This window comes from Pseudomonas weihenstephanensis (assembly GCF_001043055.1).
In the GTDB taxonomy this organism is placed as follows: domain Bacteria; phylum Pseudomonadota; class Gammaproteobacteria; order Pseudomonadales; family Pseudomonadaceae; genus Aquipseudomonas; species Aquipseudomonas weihenstephanensis.
Genome location: NZ_JYLF01000007.1, coordinates 64,876 through 85,161, shown reverse-complemented (window position 1 = coordinate 85,161; position 20,286 = coordinate 64,876). Strand labels below are relative to the sequence as shown.

General features: G+C 56.1%; 15 protein-coding genes. 10 read left to right on the top strand and 5 right to left on the bottom strand.

The annotated features are described in order from the left end of the window. Positions 1-46 precede the first annotated feature (46 nt). Positions 47-1,525, top strand: coding sequence for an alpha/beta hydrolase (locus TU86_RS16565; RefSeq protein ID WP_048365544.1), 1,479 nt, complete (start codon positions 47-49; stop codon positions 1,523-1,525). A 27-nt stretch (positions 1,526-1,552) separates the two neighbouring features. On the opposite strand, the gene ycaC is transcribed toward TU86_RS16565, so the two are convergent. Together ycaC and TU86_RS16555 are read right to left on the bottom strand one after the other, a co-directional pair. Further along, positions 1,553-2,179, bottom strand: a complete 627-nt coding sequence (ycaC, locus tag TU86_RS16560; protein WP_048365407.1) for an isochorismate family cysteine hydrolase YcaC — start codon at positions 2,177-2,179, stop codon at positions 1,553-1,555. An 80-nt stretch (positions 2,180-2,259) separates the two neighbouring features. Next, a complete protein-coding gene (locus tag TU86_RS16555) occupies positions 2,260-3,126 on the bottom strand; it encodes a pirin family protein (RefSeq protein ID WP_048365406.1) in 867 nt (288 codons plus the stop codon). A 95-nt stretch (positions 3,127-3,221) separates the two neighbouring features. Between TU86_RS16555 and TU86_RS16550 the strand changes: the two genes are divergently transcribed. The 7 genes from TU86_RS16550 (at position 3,222) to TU86_RS16525 (ending at position 12,610) form a co-directional block, all read left to right on the top strand. After that, positions 3,222-4,130 carry a LysR family transcriptional regulator gene (locus TU86_RS16550; protein WP_048365405.1) on the top strand — a complete coding sequence of 303 codons (909 nt, stop codon included), beginning with the start codon at positions 3,222-3,224 and terminating at the stop codon, positions 4,128-4,130. Between the two features lie 132 nt (positions 4,131-4,262). Continuing rightward, a complete protein-coding gene (gene pvdM, locus TU86_RS16545; protein WP_048365404.1) occupies positions 4,263-5,612 on the top strand; it encodes a pyoverdine-tailoring dipeptidase-like protein PvdM in 1,350 nt (449 codons plus the stop codon). 15 nt (positions 5,613-5,627) lie between these two features. After that, on the top strand, positions 5,628-6,500 hold the full coding sequence (pvdO, locus tag TU86_RS16540; RefSeq protein WP_048365543.1) for a dihydropyoverdine dehydrogenase: 873 nt from the start codon (positions 5,628-5,630) through the stop codon (positions 6,498-6,500). A 159-nt stretch (positions 6,501-6,659) separates the two neighbouring features. After that, the gene (locus TU86_RS16535) at positions 6,660-8,324 is read left to right on the top strand and encodes a cyclic peptide export ABC transporter (protein WP_048365403.1); all 1,665 of its coding nucleotides are present in this window, start codon (positions 6,660-6,662) and stop codon (positions 8,322-8,324) included. 170 nt (positions 8,325-8,494) lie between these two features. Beyond that, positions 8,495-10,972 (top strand): TonB-dependent siderophore receptor, encoded by a 2,478-nt coding sequence (locus tag TU86_RS16530; protein WP_048365402.1) that lies wholly within the window; start codon positions 8,495-8,497, stop codon positions 10,970-10,972. A gap of 90 nt (positions 10,973-11,062) precedes the next feature. Continuing rightward, positions 11,063-11,425: a hypothetical protein gene (locus tag TU86_RS22930; RefSeq protein WP_157395914.1), complete on the top strand. Its 363-nt coding sequence runs from the start codon at positions 11,063-11,065 to the stop codon at positions 11,423-11,425. Between the two features lie 243 nt (positions 11,426-11,668). Continuing rightward, positions 11,669-12,610, top strand: a complete 942-nt coding sequence (locus TU86_RS16525; RefSeq protein ID WP_048365401.1) for a cupin domain-containing protein — start codon at positions 11,669-11,671, stop codon at positions 12,608-12,610. A gap of 4 nt (positions 12,611-12,614) precedes the next feature. Here TU86_RS16525 and TU86_RS16520 read toward each other — a convergent pair whose 3' ends face one another. Continuing rightward, complete coding sequence (locus tag TU86_RS16520; protein WP_048365400.1) at positions 12,615-13,529, bottom strand: LysR family transcriptional regulator; 915 nt, start codon at positions 13,527-13,529, stop codon at positions 12,615-12,617. Positions 13,530-13,861: 332 nt separating this feature from the next. Between TU86_RS16520 and TU86_RS16515 the strand changes: the two genes are divergently transcribed. Both TU86_RS16515 and TU86_RS16510 read left to right on the top strand, forming a co-directional pair. Continuing rightward, on the top strand, positions 13,862-15,094 hold the full coding sequence (locus tag TU86_RS16515) for a ribonucleotide-diphosphate reductase subunit beta (protein ID WP_048365399.1): 1,233 nt from the start codon (positions 13,862-13,864) through the stop codon (positions 15,092-15,094). A gap of 37 nt (positions 15,095-15,131) precedes the next feature. After that, on the top strand, positions 15,132-15,587 hold the full coding sequence (locus tag TU86_RS16510) for a DUF1289 domain-containing protein (RefSeq protein WP_338053668.1): 456 nt from the start codon (positions 15,132-15,134) through the stop codon (positions 15,585-15,587). Positions 15,588-15,742: 155 nt separating this feature from the next. On the opposite strand, the gene TU86_RS16505 is transcribed toward TU86_RS16510, so the two are convergent. Together TU86_RS16505 and hcnC are read right to left on the bottom strand one after the other, a co-directional pair. Next, the gene (locus TU86_RS16505; RefSeq protein ID WP_239658804.1) at positions 15,743-18,667 is read right to left on the bottom strand and encodes a hypothetical protein; all 2,925 of its coding nucleotides are present in this window, start codon (positions 18,665-18,667) and stop codon (positions 15,743-15,745) included. Positions 18,668-19,028: 361 nt separating this feature from the next. Next, entirely contained in the window at positions 19,029-20,285 is a 1,257-nt protein-coding gene (gene hcnC, locus TU86_RS16500) for a cyanide-forming glycine dehydrogenase subunit HcnC (RefSeq protein WP_048365397.1), read from the bottom strand. Position 20,286 lies beyond the last annotated feature (1 nt).

The window sequence follows — 20,286 nt, the reverse complement described above, 5'->3', positions numbered from 1 at the left end:
TTACCCGAACCTGCTCGCCTCCTTCATTGCCGGAGTTTTTGCCACGATGCTTGCGCCGCTTAAATTCTGGTTAAAACGCAGTGCCCTGATCGCTGGCGTGGCGGCCGTGACGCTACTCGCCTGGCGTGTCTATGACACTGAGCTTGGGCCGCCGCTGGAGCTCTGGCACACCGTGGTGCCTCACGAACTCAGTGCACAGCAGATCGACAAGGCCGACTGGGCGCAATGGCAGGCGGCGGAGCAGCGAGTGTTTGACGAAGTACGTCGCGAGGTCAGCGACAAACTCGCCGTAGAAGACACCCCGGCCATCAACCGCTATCAGCCACAGAGCCGCGTCTATCCTGCCCGCTTCACTCAAGACTGGAACCGTTCCTACGTGCTCGAACCCGAGGGTGTGGCCAAAGGTGTGGTGGTGCTGTTGCACGGCCTTACCGACTCTCCCTACAGCCTCAGGCACATCGCCCGTCGCTATTGTGAATCGGGGTTTGTGGCCATCGGTATTCGCATGCCCGGTCACGGCACCGTCCCCGCGGGCCTGACCGACGCTGACTGGCCAGACTGGATGGCCGCCACTCGCCTGGCGGTGCGCGAAGCCCGCCAACAAGTGCCCGCACCTGCGCCTTTGCACCTCGTGGGGTTTTCCAACGGCGGCGCATTGGCGGTGAAATATGCCCTCGACAGCCTGAGCGATCCGCAACTGGCGCGGGCCGACCAACTGATCCTCATCTCGCCCATGATCGGGGTGAACAGTTTCGCCCGCTATGCCGGGCTGGCCGGACTGCCTGCGGTGCTGCCGGCGTTCAGTAAAGCCGCCTGGCTAGGCCGCTTGCCGGAGTTCAATCCGTTCAAATACAACTCATTTCCAGTCAACGGTGCTCGCCAATCGTGGCTTTTGACTGACGCGTTGCAAAGCCAGCTGTTGCTACTGTCAAAGCAAGATGCCCTGCGCGACTTACCGCCGATTCTTGCCTTTCAATCACTCATGGACCACACGGTCAGCACACCCGCTGTGGTCAACGGCTTGTTCCGTTTATTGCCTGACAATGGCAGCGAGCTGGTGCTGTTCGACATTAATCGCAGCCGCGAATTCGGTGGTTTATTGACACCCGCCGCCAGCGCTTCAATCGAGCAGATGCTGCCACCGCCACCGCGTAATTATCAAACCAGCCTGGTCACCCACCTGTCCGCTGAAAGCAGCGAAATGGTTGTACGTAACACACCGGCGCGGTCTGAAATAGCCACACAAACACCCTTAGGGCTGGACTACCCGAAAGACATTTATTCGCTGTCACATGTCGCGCTGCCCTTCCCACAAAGCGATGCGCTCTATGGTCAGCAACCGGACAAAGACGAAGATTTTGGCGTACACCTGGGCACACTCGCGGCACGCGGTGAGCGCGGCGTATTAATGGTGCCGATGGACACACTGATGCGCGTCACTTCAAACCCCTTCTATGGGTATTTGCTTGAACGTATTGAGCAGGATATTAAGCGCGGAACTCAGGTTAAAGATGCAGGCAACTGACGCGAAAAGCGCCAGTTGCCTGTCAGCTTACTTACCCGCCGTCAGGGTGGTGTAACTGGTGATCAAGTTGCGGTAGTCCGGGATGTGGTTGGAAAACAGCGCCCCCAAACCTTCCACGTCGTTGCGCCAATCGCGATGCAGCTCACAGGCCAGACCAAACCAGGTCATTAACTGCGCCCCAGAGGCCGACATGCGATCCCAGGCTGAGTGACGGGTGATGTCGTTGAACGTGCCCGATGCATCGGTCACAACAAACACTTCATAGCCCTCAGCCAAGGCAGACAGCGCCGGAAAAGCCACGCAAACTTCAGTCACCACGCCAGCAATAATCAGTTGTTTCTTGCCGGTAGCCTTGACCGCCTTGACGAAATCTTCGTTGTCCCATGCATTAATCTGCCCAGGGCGCGCAATGTAGGGCGCATCCGGGAACAGCGCTTTCAATTCCGGCACCAACGGGCCATTGGGGCCTGTTTCAAAACTGGTGGTCAAAATGGTCGGCAAGTTGAAGTATTTGGCCAGATCGGCCAGTGCCAGCACGTTATTTTTGAACTTGTCCGGTTCGATGTCCCTCACCAACGACAGCAAACCGGCCTGATGATCCACCAACAAAACGGCGGCATTGTCCTTGTCCAAGCGCTTGTAAGAAGTTGTCACAGGATGTTCCTCTCTTGGGATGAAATGATAAGCCCGGGCCATGACCGTTCACGGCCCGGGTGTGCGGGTTAGCGGATGCGTCAGGCCGGCATGCGGCCAAAACGACCCGACTGAAAATCCGCAAACGCCTGATGGATTTCAGCCTCGGTGTTCATCACAAACGGCCCGTGACCCACAATCGGCTCGTCGATGGGTTCACCGCTGAGGATCAGCAGCACCGCGTCGTTATTGGCTTCGAGCTGCACCCGCTGACCGTCACGCTCGAACAACGCCAGCTGTCCTTCGCGCACCACCTCCTTGCCATTGACCTCAACCGCACCGTGCAGCACCACCAAGGCGGTGTTGCGACCCTGATGCACGTCGAGTGCAGTCGACTTGCCCGCGTTCAAACGGATGTCCCACACTTCGATGTCAGTAAACGTGTGTGCCGGACCGCGATGACCGTCAAACTCACCGGCAATCAGGCGTAAACGCCCGGCATTGTCTTTGAGCGCCACCTCAGGAATGTCCCGATCCAAAATGCCCTGGTAACCCGGCTCGGCCATTTTGTCTTTGGCGGGCAGGTTGACCCACAGTTGGACCATCTCCAGGGTGCCGCCACTGCGGGCAAAAGCCTCGGAGTGGAACTCCTCATGCAAAATCCCTGATGCCGCAGTCATCCACTGCACATCCCCAGGCCCGATCACGCCGCCATTGCCCGTGGAGTCGCGATGTTCCACTTCGCCTTTATAGACAATGGTCACCGTTTCAAAACCGCGGTGCGGGTGCTGGCCTACACCACGACGCTCAGTGGTCGGTGTAAATTCGGCTGGCCCTGCGTAATCAAGCAACAAGAACGGGCTGACGTGTTTCCCCATGCTGTCGTAGGAAAACAGCGTGCGAACCGGAAAGCCATCACCCACCCAATGGGGACGTGGAGCGGTGTAAACGCCAAGAATTTTTTTCATCCTGCACCTCCTGTAATTCATGGCAACAGCATAGGTTTGATCTGTTTTGTCGACTAGACTGCGTTTTTGAACCGTTGCGTTCTATTTGGAGAACGATGGTGGAAGACCTCAACACCCTCTATTACTTCACCCAAGTGGTCGAGCATCGTGGCTTCGCTGCAGCGGGCCGAGCGCTGGACATGCCCAAGTCCAAACTCAGCCGGCGTATTGCCCAACTCGAAGAGCGCCTTGGCGTGCGGTTGATACAGCGTAGTAGCCGCCACTGCTCCCTGACTGAAATCGGACAGGAGTACTACCAGCGGTGTCGGGCCATGTGTATTGAGGCGCAGGCAGCGGCGGAAGTCATTGAACGAAATCGCTCAGAACCGCAGGGCATTGTGCGTCTCAGTTGCCCCACCTCGCTGCTCAACTCGTGGGTCAGTGCCATGCTGGCGCGCTACATGCTCACTTACCCCTTGGTGCAATTGCATGTTGAAAGCACCAATCGCCGGGTAGACGTGATTGAAGAAGGCTTCGACATGGCTATCCGGGTGCGTTTTCCGCCGTTGGAAGACAGCGATCTGGTGATGAAAGTGCTGGGCAACAGCGTTCAAAGTCTGGTCGCCAGCCCTGCGTTCCTGCCGCGTTTTTCAACGCCGCCCACGCCCGCCGACTTGAGTGGCCTGCCCAGTTTGTATTGGGGGTCGGCCCAGCGCGACTATGCCTGGGAGCTGTTCGGACCCGACGGAGCCACCGCACTCATCTCGCACACCCCCAAACTCATTACCGATGACCTGCCAGCACTGTGCCAGGCCGCTGTGGCCGGCCTCGGCGTGGTGCATGTCCCCAATGTGGTGGTCCGCGATCACATCGCCAGCGGGCAGTTAATCAACGTGTTGCCGCAATGGGCACCCAAAAGTGGGATCGTGCACGCAGTCTTCCCTTCTCGCCGGGGGCTACTGCCGTCGGTGCGTACGCTGATTGACTTTCTGGCCGAGGAATTCAGCCACAGCGATGTCATCTGATTCATACCCAAGTGGCGTCTGCGGCCGTGACTGGCCTGCGTGACGCTAAATTATTTGTCTTGCCCATCGTTCTCTCCAGATAGCAAAGGCCGTGCGCCGGCCCCTTGACGGCGGATTTCTACTGAGATGGCAATGACTCAATCACGTTCAAAAAAAGCCCTGTTAATCGGTATCCCATTGGCCCTGGCCGCAGCCATCGGCGGTGGTTTTCTGGTGTGGGACACGTTTTACAACGGTAACCCGGGCTACCCGCTCAAGATCATCAAGCAAGCCGACGAGCTACAGGACCGCGTGCTGTCTTTTGACAGCCACATCACGGTGCCGCTGGAGTTCGGCACAGCGGGCAATGAAGCCGACAAGGACGGCCCTGGCCAATTCGACCTGGCCAAGGCCGCCAAGGGACGGCTGTCCGGTGCAGCACTGACGGTTTTCGGCTGGCCGGAAATCTGGAACGGACCCAACGCACCGCACCGCCCCACCGCAGGGTTTGTCGAGGCGGCGCGCAACGAGCAAGAGGCGCGCTATCAGATCATCACGGGCATGGTGCGCGACTTTCCCAATCAGGTCGGCATTGCCTATACCCCGGATGATTTGCGTCGCTTGCATGGCGAAGGCAAGTTCGCGGTGTTTATCAGCATGCTCAACGCTTACCCGCTGGGCAACGACCTCAACCAACTGGACAAATGGGCGGCGCGCGGCATGCGCATGTTCGGCTTCAGTTATGTCGGCAACAACGACTGGGCCGACTCCTCGCGCCCCCTGCCCTTTTTCAACGACACCCCGGATGCCCTCGGCGGCCTGTCCGATACGGGCAAGCAAGCCGTGCAACGCCTGAACGATCTGGGCGTGATCATTGACGTGTCACAGATGTCGACCAAGGCACTGGAGCAAGTCAGCCAACTGAGCCGTACCCCGATGATCGCGTCGCACTCAGCCCCACGGGCGCTGGTGGACATCCCGCGCAACCTCAGCGACAAAGAAATGCAACTGATCAAAGACAGTGGCGGCGTGGTGCAGATTGTGGGTTTTGCGACCTACTTGCGCCCGTTGAGCACTGCCAGCCAGGACAAACTCAACACCCTGCGCAGCCAGTTTGACTTGCCGCCGTTGCACAGCCTGGAAATGGCCCTGATGCCCGGCGACGCAATTATCACCGTATGGCCCGAGCAACGCTTTGGCCAGTACGCGGCCGGTCTGTACGGCATCGTCGAAGAAGAACCCAAAGCCACGCTCAAGGATTACGGCGACGCCATTGATTACGCGGTGAAAAAAATCGGCATCGACCACGTAGGCATCAGCTCTGACTTCAATGACGGCGGCGGGCTAGACGGCTGGAAGGATGTGAGCGAAACCCGCAACGTCACCGCCGAACTGCTGCAACGCGGCTACTCGGAGGCTGATATCGCCAAATTGTGGGGTGGCAATTTCCTGCGCGTGTGGGACACCGTGCAAAAAGCTGCCAAACCCACATCAACTCTATAAGTGAACTTGCCGACCATGCTTACGTTGAAACCGCTTTACCGTTTATCGCTGGCCACATTGCTTGCCAGCCTGGTGCCTGCACTGGCTCAGGCAGCCGAACCTGCCAAGCCGGGCACGGTGTTCAAAGACTGTAAAGACTGCCCTGAAATGGTCGTCCTGCCGACGGGCAGCTTCATGATGGGCACGCCAGAGGATGAAGTCGGGCGTGAGCCCGATGAAGGTCCGCTGCATAAAGTGACCTTCAGCAAGCCGCTGGCCATCAGCCGCTTCCAGGTCACTGCTGCCGAGTTTGACGCCTATATCAAGGAAACCGGGGTCAAGATTGCTGATGGCGATGACCGCCCGGGACGCGAGTGCATTGCCAGCAAACCGCGCTACCCGCAAGGCCCGCGCCAGCCGGCTGTGTGCATGGACTTCGACGACGTCAAAAACTACGTCAGCTGGATTGCGAAAAAAACCGGTAAGCCTTATCGCATGGTCAGCGAAGCCTCCCGCGAATATGCAGCGCGTGCAGGCTCGACCGGCCCATTCCCGTTCCCGATGGACGAAGGCAAGGAGTACAGCATCGCCAAACATGCCAACACCTACGGCCCGACCGATGGTTACAGCTATACCTCGCCCGCAGGCAGCTACCCGGCCAATGCGTTTGGGGTGTATGACATGCACGGTAACGTTTACGAATGGCTGGAAGACTGCAAGCACCATGACTACGTCGGCGCGCCGACTGATGGCAGTGCCTGGGTAACCGACAGCACATGCGAACTGCGCCAGATCCGCGGCAACGACTGGGGTGAAGCGCCGGTGTTCTCCCGCTCCGGCAACCGCAACGATATTTACCCGCAAACCCGTGGCGACTGGGTGGGCTTTCGCGTGCAGCGCGAACTTTAACCCCACTGTGTAGGCGCTGGAGAAGGCTGCGGGCTTTTATGTTGATAAAAAAGACCGCAGCCCAAGGGATGTAGACCTGGGCCGCCTCACACTAAATCCCCACCCCAATCGCTCGTTCTCAAGAGACTGCCCTTACCTTGATTCAAGGAACTCTTGTTTATGAGCCAGCCCGCCACGCCCCGACACAACCCCGGGGTTCTTCGAGAACTGTTCCAACTGCTCAAGCCGTTCCGGCTCATTGTCAGCCTGTCCGTCCTGTTGGGCATGGTCGGCGGCTTGAGCGTGACGGTGCTGCTGGCCACCATCAATAATGCGTTGCACAGCGAAAGCGGCCTCACCAACCATGTGGTCGCCCTGTTCGCCGGGCTGTGCGTATTGGCGCTGATCAGCACCATTTGCTCAGACATTGGCAGCAACTATGTAGGCCAGCACATCATTGCCAAATTGCGCAAAGAGCTGGGCGAAAAAGTGCTCTCGGCGCCCATTTCGCAAATCGAACGCTACCGCAGCCACCGACTGATCCCGGTGCTGACCCACGACGTCGACACCATCAGCGATTTCGCGTTTGCCTTTGCCCCGCTGGCGATTTCCCTGACGGTGACGCTAGGTTGCATGGGCTATTTGGCCATGCTCTCGTGGCCGATGTTTTTGATGATGCTGGTGGCCATTGTGATCGGCACGGTGATTCAGTACATCGCGCGCGGCTACGGCCTGAACGGTTTTACCCAGGCCCGCGAAGCTGAAGATGAGCTGCAAAAGCATTACAACGCGATTGCCGAAGGCGCCAAGGAATTGCGCATTCACCGCCCGCGTCGTCAGCGCATGTTTGTGTCAGGCATCGCGCGCACCGCACAAAAAATCTGTGACATTCAGGTGCGCTCGATCAACACCTTCGTTATCGCCAAAAGCCTGGGGTCGATGCTGTTTTTCGTGGTCATCGGCCTGGCGCTGGCCATGCAATCGCTGTGGCCAAGCGCCAACCCTGGCGTAATAAGCGGGTTTGTGCTGGTGCTGTTGTACATGAAAGGTCCGCTTGAGCACTTGATCAGCACCCTGCCGATCATCAGCCGCGCGCAAATTGCGTTCCGCCGCATTGCCGACCTCTCCGAGCAATTCAACTCGCCAGAGCCACATCTGCTGTTGAGCGAAGATGGCGCGCAAGACAAAACCGTTAACAGCCTCGAACTGGTGAACGTGAACTACAGCTTCCCGGCCGTAGAGGGCAGCGCGCCCTTCCGCCTGGGACCGGTGAACCTGAAAATCAATCAAGGCGATATCGTGTTTATCGTCGGCGAAAACGGCTGTGGCAAAACCACCCTTATCAAGTTGCTGCTGGGTCTGTACGCACCGCAACAGGGCGAAATCCGTCTCAATGGCCAGGCCGTCAGCGCTCAAACCCGCGATGACTACCGCCAGCTGTTCACCACCATCTTTGCCGACTACTACCTGTTCGACGACGTGGTGCAGGGCGACATGAAAATCCCGCAGGACGCCGAGCAGTACCTCAAACGTCTGGAGATTTCGCACAAGGTCAGCATCAACGACGGTCAGTTCAGCACCACCGACCTGTCGACCGGCCAACGCAAACGTCTGGCCCTGGTCAACGCGTGGCTCGAAGAACGCCCGGTTCTGGTGTTTGACGAATGGGCGGCCGATCAAGACCCGACCTTCCGCCGCATTTTCTACACCGAGCTGTTGCCGGACCTCAAACGCCTGGGCAAAACCATCATCGTCATCTCCCACGACGACCGTTACTTCGATGTCGCAGACCAACTGGTGCGCATGGACAGCGGCAAGGTCAGCACCGCGCTGGAACCTGCCTGATCCCCGCCAAGTAGGAGCGAGTTTGCTCGCTCCTACGGTGATTTCTTGCTCAGAAAAAATAAATTCCAACTAAATGAGGAACTTCTTTCCGGTTTATTAATCGCGCTGCGTCTAATAACTATTCCCATTAACAAACAATAATTCCCCCTCCTTCGGAGCCTCGGCACGCCATGCAACGACCAAACTTGAGACGGACCCCGCTTTCGATCGCTACCCAGCGCCAGACCGTTCGCCGCACGCTGTTGTCCAGTGCTTTTGTCGCTTCGGTGCTGCTGGGTTCATCGGTTGCTCAGGCAGCCCCGGTAGCCTTGAACATCCCGGCGCAGTCGCTGGCCAACGCGCTGAATGAGCTGGGCAAGCAAGCCAACTTGCAGATCCTGTACAGCGCCGATCAAGTTCAAGGGATCAAGTCGCATTCCGTGTCCGGCTCACTGGAACCCGTTAAAGCCCTGGAAACCCTGCTGCAAGGCAGCGGCATTTCCTACCAGCTCAATGGCGATACCGTGATCCTCAACGCCCCGCAAGGCAAAGGGCTAGAGCTGGGCGCAACCACCATTTCCGGCCAAGGTCTGGGCAACTCGCTGACGACCGAAGACACCGGTTCCTATACTACCGGCGCCACCAGCAGCTCGACCAAGCTGCCGCTGTCGATTCGTGAAACGCCGCAAACCGTGACCGTGATCACCCGTCAGAACATGGACGACCAAGGCGCGCAAAGTATTGGTGATGTGTTGCGTAACGCGCCGGGGATCAGCACCCAGGCGTACGACAGTGACCGCATGGAGTATTCGGCACGCGGTTACGCCATCACCAACTTCCAGTACGACGGCGTCAACTCGTTATACGACGGGGTATTCGACGAAGGCGCGACCAAGGTCGACATGGCGTTGTACGACCGCGTAGACATCGTCAAGGGCGCAACGGGCCTGTTGTCCGGTTCCGGCGATCCCTCCGCGACCGTTAACCTGATCCGCAAAAAACCGACCCGCGAATTCAAGGCTTCGATTACCGCCAGTGCCGGTTCGTGGGACGACTACCGGACCGAAGGTGATATTTCCGGCCCGCTGAATGACGACGGCAGTGTGCGTGGGCGTTTTGTGACGGCGTTTCAGGATGCCGACTCCTACCGCGACCACTACACAAAAAAGAACCAAGTGTTCTACGGGATTATTGAAGCCGACATCACCCCGGACACCCTGTTCACCTTTGGCATGGATTACCAGGACATCAAGCCGCGCGGCTCATCCTGGACCGGTAACCCGTACTACTTCTCCAACTACACCAAGACCGATTTCAGCCGCTCGTTCAACCCGGCCACCGACTGGAGCCGCCGTGACGTGCAAGCGCGCTCCACTTTCGCGTCCCTTGAGCACCGCTTTGCCAACGACTGGAAAATCAAAGGCACGATCAACCAGCAGGTCAACGATCACGACACACAGCTAGGCTCTGCCAGTGGCGACAAGCCTGACCCGGTGACCGGCGATGGCATGTTCTTCTACTGGGGTAAATGGGAAGGCCATCGCGTTCAAAACACCTTCGATCTCAACGCAACCGGCCCATTCAGCCTGTTCGGTCGTGAGCATGAATTGGTGGTGGGCTACACCTCTCAGGAATCCAGACAAACAGGGGCCACGTTTGACGGCAGCCAGTTCACCAAAGTACCGGGCAGCATTTTTGACTGGAAGGGCAAATACCCGGAGCCTGACTTCCCGAAAAACGGCAAGTACGAGACCAATCAAAACCAGAACAGCGCTTACATAGCGGCACGCTTCAAGCCTACCGACGATTTGTCGTTGATCCTGGGCAGTCGTGTGAGCGACTTCCAATACAACAGTACTTACAAATACTACGTACAAGCACCACCGAACTTCGAAGACAACAAAACCACGTCCAAGCAACACGGCCGTGTGACGCCTTACGCCGGTGCCGTGTATGACATCAACGACACCTACTCGGTCTATGCCAGCTACACCTCCATTTACAAACCGGTCACGGACAGAAGCGCTTCAGGCACCACCCTGGCGCCGACTGAAGGCAACAGTTACGAAATCGGTTTGAAAAGCGAGTATTTCGATGGTCGCCTGAACGCCAGTATCGCGGCGTTCCGTACCGAGCAGAAAAAGGTACCCATCAACGTGGGCACCAACCCGATCACTAACGAAGGCATTTATGAGTCTCTGGACGGTGCCACCACCAAGGGCGTTGAACTGGAGCTGACCGGCGAAATCATGCCGGACTGGAACCTGATCGCCGGTTACACCTATGCTCAAACCCGCTCCGAAGATGGCAAGCGCGTGTATGGCTATCCATTGCAAACCACCAAGCCTGAAAACGTGGCGCGACTGTTCACCACGTATCGCTTGCCCGGTGTGTTGAACAAAGTGACTGTAGGCGGTGGCGTGAACTGGCAAAGCCCGTTCTACGGCCAGATCTACAACGATGCCAAAGAAGACTACGACATCATCGAACAGCACAGCTACGCGCTGGTTAACCTGATGACCCGTTACGAGTACAACGAACACCTGACGTTCAACCTCAACGCCAACAACGTATTCGACAAGAAGTACCTGTCCGGCCTGGGCAACTTCAACACCACGTACTACGGTGAGCCACGCAGCGTGATGCTGACCACCAAATACACGTTCTAAGCGTCACCCGCCCCACCCAAAAAGCCCCGGTGCTCACGTGCCGGGGCTTTTGCGTTTGAGGGTTGCCAGCGGCTGTACGGGGGGGCGCGCATGCCTGAACTAGACTTTCGCGTTGCAGCGCTCAAACCCAGACGTACCGCACCTTCCCTCCTAAAGCGCTGCCATCATTTCGCAGGTAAACACATGCGCTTAACGCCCCCAAAGACTCAAGACACCCACGTTTTTGATACCACCCTGAATTTATTTACCTACCCCGCAGTTTTAATCGCACACACGTTGGGCCTGTTTGAAACACTCCATCAACCGGGCGAATGGAGTGTCACCTCATTAAGCAATCATCTTGGGCTTGCGCCACGGGCAATGAATACGCTGCTTAATGTGAGCACTGCGTTTGGCTTCATACACCGTCACGCATCGTCATACGCCCTTTCTGCGACCGACAAAGAGTATTGAGTCAAGACCAGTCCCTATTATTTCGGTGACTTTTGGAACTTGATGATCGATAACGCACACCAGCCAGGGTAACTGTCCACTTTTAACCACTTACCCCCCTAACGCCTGTCGGGGGTAAAGCGTTGTCCTGGACACCCCTTTCGGCACAACTGCTGTTCCGTTTGAGGCTTTAATCCGGGCGTGAACGCCTCTTATAGTGGCGACTCCGTGCAGCCGTGATGCGACTGATAAGAAGAGGTTTCCATGAGTAGCCTGAATGCCCCATTGCAACACCTTGATGTGCTGGATGCCGAACACGACGCGCAATACTTTGAGTACAGCAAAGCCGCCAACCCGATCAGTGCAGGGTTGATTTCCCGTATTCCTTATCAAAATTTCCCTTCATCGCTGTATGACACAGGCCCAAGTCGCGTGGTCCCGCTGGACTTGAGCGAGGCACTGGGCTGTCCGGGACCCGCAACCGGGCCGGGGTTGCTGGCGAACTTCATTCGTCTGAATGCCGGTGACAGCCTGACGCTGGCGCCTGTCACGACCTCTCAGGTGGTGTATGTGATCGCCGGGCGTGGGCAATTGGTGCAGGGCAGCACGCGTTTTGAATGGGAGAAAGGCTGTTTTATCGCCATGCCCGGAATAGAAGCGGTTCAGCTGAGCGCCAGTGAAGATGCGCGGTTCTATTACGTACATGACGAGCCGCTGCTGCGCTACTTGGGGGTGGTGCCTGCGCAACAACAGTTCAGCGCCACGCTGTATCCCGCTCACACCGCCAATGCCAAGCTGCGCGAAGCCGCCGATGACCCGCGAGCGCAGGATCGCAGCCGTATCAGTATCTTGCTGGGCAATCGGCATTTTCCTCAAACCCGCACGGTGACTCACGTGTTATGGGCGATGTACGGGATTTTGCCCGCAGGTTCGGTGCAAAAACCACACCGCCATCAATCCATTGCGCTGGACTTCATCATTGACTGCCCTGCGGGTTGCTACACCCTGGTCGGCACGGACATCGATGAAAACGGCCAGATCCGTAATCCGACCCGAGTCGACTGGGCGCCGGGGCTGGCGTTTGTCACGCCGCCGGGTTATTGGCATGCGCACTTCAATGAGTCGCAGAGCGAAGCGTTTTTGATCCCGATCCAGGACGCAGGTTTGCAAACGTATCTGCGGGCGCTGGATATCCGCTTCAGCTAACCCCTCAAGACTGCCAATACGCGGGGCTGCCGACACGCTCGACCATAAAGTCGATGAAACAACGCACCTTCGACGACACCGTGCGTTTGGGTGGGTACACCAACCACAGCGACGCAGGCACCTGCGTCGCTTGCACCTGCCATTCAGGCAACCAACGCACCAAAGCGCCCGAAGCCAGCTTGTGCGCTACCAGCCAGTCCGGTAAACAGGCCGCCCCCAAGCCCTGCTCAACCGCCAGCAATTGCGCCTCCAGATCGTTGATGCGCAGCCCGCCTGCCACTTGCACCCGCTGCACGGGGTGAATAAAACCGTCAGCCGGCACAAAGAAAACATCGTCGGGCAAATTGCCGTTCAACAACACCGCGCCAAGCGCCTGCGGGTTTGAAGGGGCCGGGTGTTGACGGGCGAACGCCTGACTGACACAGACCAGCGTGCGTTCGCTGGCCAGCTGGCGCGCTTTGAGGGTGGAGTCGGGCAAGACACCAATGCGCAAGGCCAGATCGACGCCGGCATTGATCAAGTTCACATGTTGATCGTCCAGCATCAGTTCCAGGCGGACTTCGGGATGCTGCGCCATGAACTCACCGAGGAGTGGCAGAACGTGATGCCGGGCGAATGCGGGGGGCAGATTGAGTTTCAGCAGGCCACGCGGGTGCTGGTTGAGCGACGCCGTCGCGTGCTTGGCCTGCTCCAGTTCATCCAGTACCCGCACCGCATGGTGCAGGAACGTCTCGCCCCCCTCGGTCAAGCGCAAGGTACGGGTTGAGCGATTGAACAAGGCGATGCCCAGATCGTGTTCCAGATCCTTGATGTAACGCGACACCGTTGAGGCTTTGATCGACAGTTTTTCGGCGGCCCTGGAAAAGTTGTTGGCGTGCGCCGCTTCGACAAAAGCATTCAGCGCTGCGAAATAGTCCATGGCGAGTCCGCACGAAAGAAAAGTTGCCAAAGGCTATCAGATTGATCACTGCGCTGGCGTGGTCACGAACAGGAAATCTGGGTTGACCACCCTCCCCGTCGACTATATGGTGTGTCACCAAAGAGCGAAAAACACCACATAGTGTGTTTTTAGCCTGAGAAGCTACGCTATCAACACGACCGTCAGGAGCGCGATTACTCGCGAGAGGTCGCACCCGCAAGATCGCGAGGCCAGCTCACTCCTGGTGTGTTTTTGTTAATGCTTGAACATTTTTACGCCCGTCCAAGACCACACACCCTGGTCAAACCCGCCTCCTGCGAAAGGAAACTCCTATGTTGAATTGGGACAGCTCTGACAACGAAGACCTTGATTTGCGTGCCGCGCAACCCGCACCGGCTGCACTGGACGCACTCAACAACGCTGGCGATCAAGAGGCCGCCAAAGCACGCCAAGTCACCGCAGGTGACACCCCGGCCATCATTCGGGCCAAGGCGGCCCTGAATTCGCTGGACATCGCTGAGGGCATGGCTGAGCTGGAGGGCGCTTCGGCACGGGTGGCGGTGGATGAAAAACGCATGATCAATTGCCGCGCCGATCTTAACCAGTTGGTGCCGTTCAAGTACGACTGGGCGTGGCAGAAGTACCTGGACGGTTGCGCGAATCATTGGATGCCGCAAGAAATCAACATGACTGCCGACATCAGCCTCTGGAAAAATCCTGAAGGACTGACCGATGATGAGCGCCGCATTGTCATGCGCAATTTGGGGTTCTTCTCTACGGCCGATTCATTGGTGGCCAACAATTTGGTACTGGCCGTCTATCGACTGATCACCAACCCGGAGTGCCGCCAATATATTTTGCGCCAGGCCTTTGAAGAGGCTATTCACACCCACGCGTATCAATACTGCATTGAGTCGCTGGGCATGGATGAGGGCGAAATTTTCAACATGTATCACGAGATCCCGTCGGTGGCTAAAAAGGCCGCGTGGGGATTGAAGTACACCCGTTCAATCAGCGACCCGACATTTGAAACCGGCACCGTCGAAAACGACAAAGAACTGCTGAAAAACCTGATCGCGTACTACTGCGTTCTGGAAGGCATATTCTTCTACTGCGGTTTTACTCAGATCCTGTCCATGGGACGGCGCAATAAAATGAATGGCGTGGCTGAACAGTTCCAATACATATTGCGCGACGAGTCCATGCACCTGAATTTTGGCATTGATGTGATTAACCAGATCAAACTGGAAAACCCGCACTTGTGGGATGCCGATTTAAAGGATGAAGCGGCGCAAATGATTTTGCAGGGCACCCAGCTGGAAATCGAATACGCCCGCGACACCATGCCCCGCGGTGTATTGGGGATGAACGCGGCGATGATGGAAGACTATTTGAAGTTCATTGCCAACCGCCGCCTGTCGCAGATCGGTTTGAAGGAAGAGTTCCCGGGTACCACCAACCCCTTCCCGTGGATGAGTGAAATCATGGATTTGAAGAAAGAAAAGAACTTCTTCGAAACCCGCGTCATCGAGTACCAGACTGGCGGCGCATTGAGCTGGGATTGAGCCCGCTGCCTCATTCACCCTTCCCCCTTACAAACTGATGCTTATGTGTAGCCAGAAAATTAAAACGCCCTGCGTGGGATTATGCTCAACGGTTTTTGGCGACCTTGTATGCCGTGGCTGCAAACGCTTTCATCACGAAATCGTAGGGTGGAACGGGTACAGCGAAACCGAGAAGCAGTCTGTGCTGCTGCGCCTGGAGCACGTATTGGAGCGTGTAACGCAAGGCTTGGTCGATGTGTTTGATGAGCCATTGCTCATCGACAAACTGGCGCAGCGAAACATTGGGCTGCGACCTGGCCAGTCGGTGTATTACCTGGCGTACCACGTGATCTGGCGAGGAGCGCAGACGATCAAGAACATTGAGGATTATGGGATAAGGCTGGCCCCCGACTTACGGGGGATGCCCCTGATTGATGTGCGTACGTTGCTGGACAAGGAGTTTTTTATCCTGTCCGAGATGCATTACCAGCGGATACCGATAGGCGAGCGTTAATTACTCACCAAGACAACACTTCATCCGAACGCGCTTACTCGCGTTCTGATGCGGCGTAATTGCACTGCAACATGGCATCGTTTAAACCGACCTAAGAGGCTGACTCTCAAGCCGGGAGAGTTATCCGCGATGCACAACGTTGTCAGCAGCCCGTTTTAAACATCCGTGGTCAGCGAAAACTCTATGGTGGAAGGCGCATGTTTATCGATTACGTAAGGATTACTGTCCACGCCGATCTCATTGCCCTCCCTTATGGTATAAGTGCGTTTTACCGTAAAGTCTACATCCGGAACTTGCCGTATTTCATCACCGACGTCAAAGACGATATTTTTGGCAACGACATTGACATTAGCTGCCTTATGTACAGGATCATAATCAATTATAAAACTCAAGCCCCTGCCACTGGGCAGCAGACCGCCTTTTAATCCGGCGTCCCCGCTCGTTACATTACTAAATCCGTGCACCGTCGCACCTTGATGCGCCACTTCGGAAATGCGCGTACGCATTAACGGATCAGGAATAGCGGCCTCAAACTGACGAAGTTTTAGTAAGGTAACTTCATCTCCCGTCAGAATTTCAGCGTCAGGCATCATATTGAGCTCAGGTTTTTCTCGATTGATGACCGAGTAGTAATTGCGATCAAGGTCTAATAAAAAGTTGTGCGAATAGTCGGTGTCTGACAACTGGTTGGGTCTGGCTCTTTCCCCTTCCGTAACCATAAAATTATCCTCTTCAACCTGCCAAGAAAGCTGGAATTGCTTTTGCGTTACTACTCCGTTTTCTTGCCGTGTATTTTTAACCCCGTAATCGTATTCGATGTTTTTATCGAACTTTAAATATTCATCAAGCTTTTCGGCGCCCGTGGTGTCCAGCCCTTCCACCTCAAACTTGGCTGCCAAGGGTGAAGCAGGCCTCTCTTCAGCAACTGGCGTAGTCGGCGAACTGCTCCTGCGCCATGGCCAACTTCCTCCTTGCCCCTCAGTGCGAATCCAATCACCGTTGTTTGTATGACTGACCGTCACTAAAGGTTTACGGGTAGCGGGGTCAATAATCTGTACCCGGTTATCACCGATTTTAAAGTCGGACCTGATCTCGTAGACCTTGGGAGCACCGCGGGTATCGGTATGACGGATGAACCACTGATCCACTCCGCTCGCGTTTTTTAGCTGATAAATGCCTTGGCCATTCGGCAAGGTGTTTTCAATTAATGCTTCACCGTTTGGCACTGCATAGTCGCTAATGCTTCCCGCTTGGCCAGGACGCAGGCGGTTGATATCGGGGTCGTTTGAAACCCTTTTGTTAACTGCCCCGGTTACCGATGTTGCTTGGGTGGGGGGCTCACCCTGAACGGGAACATTTCCTTCAACTGGCCTATCGAGTGCTTTCGCAGGTCGACGTAATTCAAGATCATGCGTCTGCCCGTTAGGTGTCCAACTGTAGTCTTTGACGGCAGACGTGTTGAGTGAAGGTGTATCACCTAATCCCGTCTCTACGGCCCCGGGCAGTAGTTCATGCGCTAATTGCAGGCCCGAAATCACCGCGGCGGCATTACCTTGAAGTCGATCATCAGCCGTTTTGCCATAAATACCGTCATGAATACCGAAGACAATATTGCCAGCGTTGCCAACAACCGGTAAATAACCGAAGGTATTACCCCACGCCTCTTTCACACTCTTCCAACTTTGCTGTGAGGCACCAAACACCTGCGTCTGGTCGGCCCACACTGAGTTCTTGGTGTTCACGGCTTGATACTGAGAAGCAAGGCCTTGCTCCAGACTCCCCTCTCTTAATGAATAATCACGGTTTCGTGAACGGGTGTAATTGAAGGTCTCCCGCACCGGTATGGTCTGATCCGAAACGAGATTAAAATAGCCCTCGTAGCTCACATCATTGCCGGCGATCAGGCTATCAAGCACTTCACCTGCCTTTGGCCAATGGGCATCTTTACCCCCTTGTCTGTCACGGGCATTAAAACGTTTGAGCAGATCATCCCGATGGGTGGTAGCCCAGTTGGCAAAGCCTTCATCCCCCTGAATTTCATGAGCACTGCCTTTGCGCAAATCAATCATCAACCCCTGATTTGGCCGGTGCTCATAATTTGCGTCATAAGGGGTATTAGGAATAAATGCATAGCCGGCCAGTGGGTAACCGTACACATTGGGAATGATGACCTGACCATTGTGCGCCAGGGTGCGTTTTACAGCGGCTTGACCTGCTGGGCTTAACGACTCAAAACCCGTCTTATCGTTAACCAGGCTTTGCAAAGTGCCCTTTACAAGATAGGCATCTGCTTTCCCGGAGCGCTGCGCCATCCCCCCCGATGCATCGCGCATGGGCGTAGCGATTTCTTTCTCCCAATGATCTTGAAGATTTTTCCCTAGCCCTTCTAGCGCGTCGACTTTGCTCCGGTCTTTTGGCTGAATGCTCATGTATTGAAAATTGATCGGACCACCCGGTGCCACTTTGTCGTGTGCCAGCGCACCGGCTGCTAACTCCCAGGCTAAGTACGTTCTTTTTTCAGTGCTTACATGATTTGTTTTATTCCCTATTATTTCTTTTCTGTAGGCGTCGAACGTCACCGTGATTTTTTCATGTGGGTCATACCCCGCAGCCAATAAGCCTGCGCTGAAGAATCCTGATGGCTCCAAGAACTGGCGTGCGTTCTGGAACTTGATGTTTCTTTCGCCCTCGCGTCCCTGTTCTATGTTGCCAATCTGCGCCTTTACCCGATCAGCATAAGCATCGAGACGCTGCTTTCGCTCATTAAGGCTATAGCTCACCGTGGGCGGTGAAACCGTACTTGATCCATAAATAGTGTGCGTGTTGTCATCCAGTTGGGGCGACGAAGAATGCAGTGATAACGAGTTGCCATTCGCCCCCACTCTCTGCGCAGGAGCCCCGGTTTCACGGTTTGAGCTATTTTGAGTGCTCTCGCGCAATGGAGCGGGCTTTTGCACAGGCAGGGCCGGATGGGTTACTGATAACGGGTTGCCTTGCGCAACGCGCGATTGCTTGTTGTTAGGCATCGCGGGCAGTTGGGACGTGACGAGTGATAAAAACGGGATGGTGAAGGTAGACATTGGCTAGATACCCTATCAGACGAGCTTGGGGTTTATGCCTGTCAGTCAGAGTTTCCAGGCTCCTCCAATCAGGCTCCCATAGGTGCATCTATCACTTGTCGGGGTTCCGTCTAGAGGGAACTCGATGTGTTAAAACTTAAATGGTGGGTGGCGTGAATACTCTCTGAACAGCCTGTCTCTACACGTAATATCAAGGGCTCTAGTCACTACCGCACAGGCTCTGGTCATCATTACGGGCAAGGGTTGTTACAACAAACAAGGATCGCGCTTGCCTTGCAATCACGACTTGGCATTCAACCTTAAGGTTGACTGACACTCCGTGTTCACCAGGCAAGCTCAACTCCTACCGTAAAAGCAGTGCTTACGCGCCCATCACTTGTGGCAATCCTACGGGCTGCAGATCAAAGCGATCCGCCAAGAATGGCGTCACGTCCAACGGCAAAGGTTCATTGCGCACCAGAGCATCAAGCATGACGCCAGTGATAGCCGACGTCAGGATGCCGGTACGGAAGTGACCGCACGCGTTCAAGTAACCTTCCACCCCTTTCATGGGTCCCAGGATCGGCAGTTCATCCGGCGACCCCGGTCGCAAACCGGCCCAGGTGCGCTTGAGGTTCACGTCTTTCAGCTGCGGGATGCAACGCATGGCGCCTTGTACCAGACCGCTGATTTCCGGGAAGGTGGTGGTGACGTCGAAGCCTTTGTCTTCCGTGGTGCTGCCAATCAGGATTTCACCGTTGTCTTTCTGCGCCAGATAACAATCACTGGTGGTCAGGCAGCCGTTGAGCAGCTTGGGCATGCGCTCGGTCAGCACGATCTGGCCTTTGACTGGCGCCACAGGAATGCTCAAGTCGGTGGCCATCACGCTCAGCTCTGCGGCCCATGCGCCTGCCGCGTTAATCAGGGTTTTACTGTGGAAGACGCCTTCGTTGTCAGTGCGCACACCCAACACTTTGGCGCCTTGGCGCAGTACACCGGTGACGTTGGTGTTGAAGAACAGGTCAACGCCATTTTGACGTGCACCTTCGGTGTAGGCGTCCGTCAGGCGGAACGGGCTGACCTGGTGATCGCACAGAAATTCCAGCGCACCCTTGGCATCGTGGCTGACACTGGGTTCGGACTCACGCAGGGCGGCCTGGTCGAGCCAGCGCACTTCATGGGCCAAATGCGGAATATTGGCCACGATGTGCTCTGCGTACAGGCGGTCTTCATCGTCGTAAATCACGTACTTGAGGCCCGTGCGTTCGAACTTGAAATCCATACCGTGCTTTTCTTTGAGTTCTTGATGCAGGCCGGGGTACAGCGCATTGGACTGCAAGGCAAAGTCGAAGAAACAGTCGGGCAGAATGTGCGGCGTACTGGAGTCCACCACCACTGCGCTGCCCTGGGCTTCGCGTTTGCGCTCAGCCGACATCATGCGAAAGAAAATCACCCCGCAGCCAAGGCCCACCGACTCCCCGATGGCCCACAAACCGCCTGCCGAAGCACGGCTGGCGTTGCCAGGGCGTTTGCAGTCGATCATGGCAATTTTCAAATCTTTGCGGCGTGACAGGTGATAGGCGATTGAGGCACCGATCACCCCGCCGCCAGCAATTACAACGTCATAGGTCTTGATCATG

What these genes read in the sequence shown, in the direction of transcription:
- TU86_RS16565 (WP_048365544.1), top strand. Translation starts at nt 47, where the DNA reads ATGCTTGCGCCGCTTAAATTCTGGTTAAAACGCAGTGCCCTGATCGCT.
- TU86_RS16550 (WP_048365405.1), top strand. Translation starts at nt 3,222, where the DNA reads ATGGTGGAAGACCTCAACACCCTCTATTACTTCACCCAAGTGGTCGAG.
- TU86_RS16525 (WP_048365401.1), top strand. Translation starts at nt 11,669, where the DNA reads ATGAGTAGCCTGAATGCCCCATTGCAACACCTTGATGTGCTGGATGCC.
- pvdM (WP_048365404.1), top strand. Translation starts at nt 4,263, where the DNA reads ATGACTCAATCACGTTCAAAAAAAGCCCTGTTAATCGGTATCCCATTG.
- TU86_RS22930 (WP_157395914.1), top strand. Translation starts at nt 11,063, where the DNA reads ATGCCTGAACTAGACTTTCGCGTTGCAGCGCTCAAACCCAGACGTACC.
- TU86_RS16535 (WP_048365403.1), top strand. Translation starts at nt 6,660, where the DNA reads ATGAGCCAGCCCGCCACGCCCCGACACAACCCCGGGGTTCTTCGAGAA.
- TU86_RS16520 (WP_048365400.1), bottom strand. Translation starts at nt 13,529, where the DNA reads ATGGACTATTTCGCAGCGCTGAATGCTTTTGTCGAAGCGGCGCACGCC.
- TU86_RS16505 (WP_239658804.1), bottom strand. Translation starts at nt 18,667, where the DNA reads ATGTCTACCTTCACCATCCCGTTTTTATCACTCGTCACGTCCCAACTG.
- TU86_RS16555 (WP_048365406.1), bottom strand. Translation starts at nt 3,126, where the DNA reads ATGAAAAAAATTCTTGGCGTTTACACCGCTCCACGTCCCCATTGGGTG.
- TU86_RS16515 (WP_048365399.1), top strand. Translation starts at nt 13,862, where the DNA reads ATGTTGAATTGGGACAGCTCTGACAACGAAGACCTTGATTTGCGTGCC.
- hcnC (WP_048365397.1), bottom strand. Translation starts at nt 20,285, where the DNA reads ATGATCAAGACCTATGACGTTGTAATTGCTGGCGGCGGGGTGATCGGT.
- TU86_RS16510 (WP_338053668.1), top strand. Translation starts at nt 15,132, where the DNA reads ATGCTTATGTGTAGCCAGAAAATTAAAACGCCCTGCGTGGGATTATGC.
- TU86_RS16530 (WP_048365402.1), top strand. Translation starts at nt 8,495, where the DNA reads ATGCAACGACCAAACTTGAGACGGACCCCGCTTTCGATCGCTACCCAG.
- pvdO (WP_048365543.1), top strand. Translation starts at nt 5,628, where the DNA reads ATGCTTACGTTGAAACCGCTTTACCGTTTATCGCTGGCCACATTGCTT.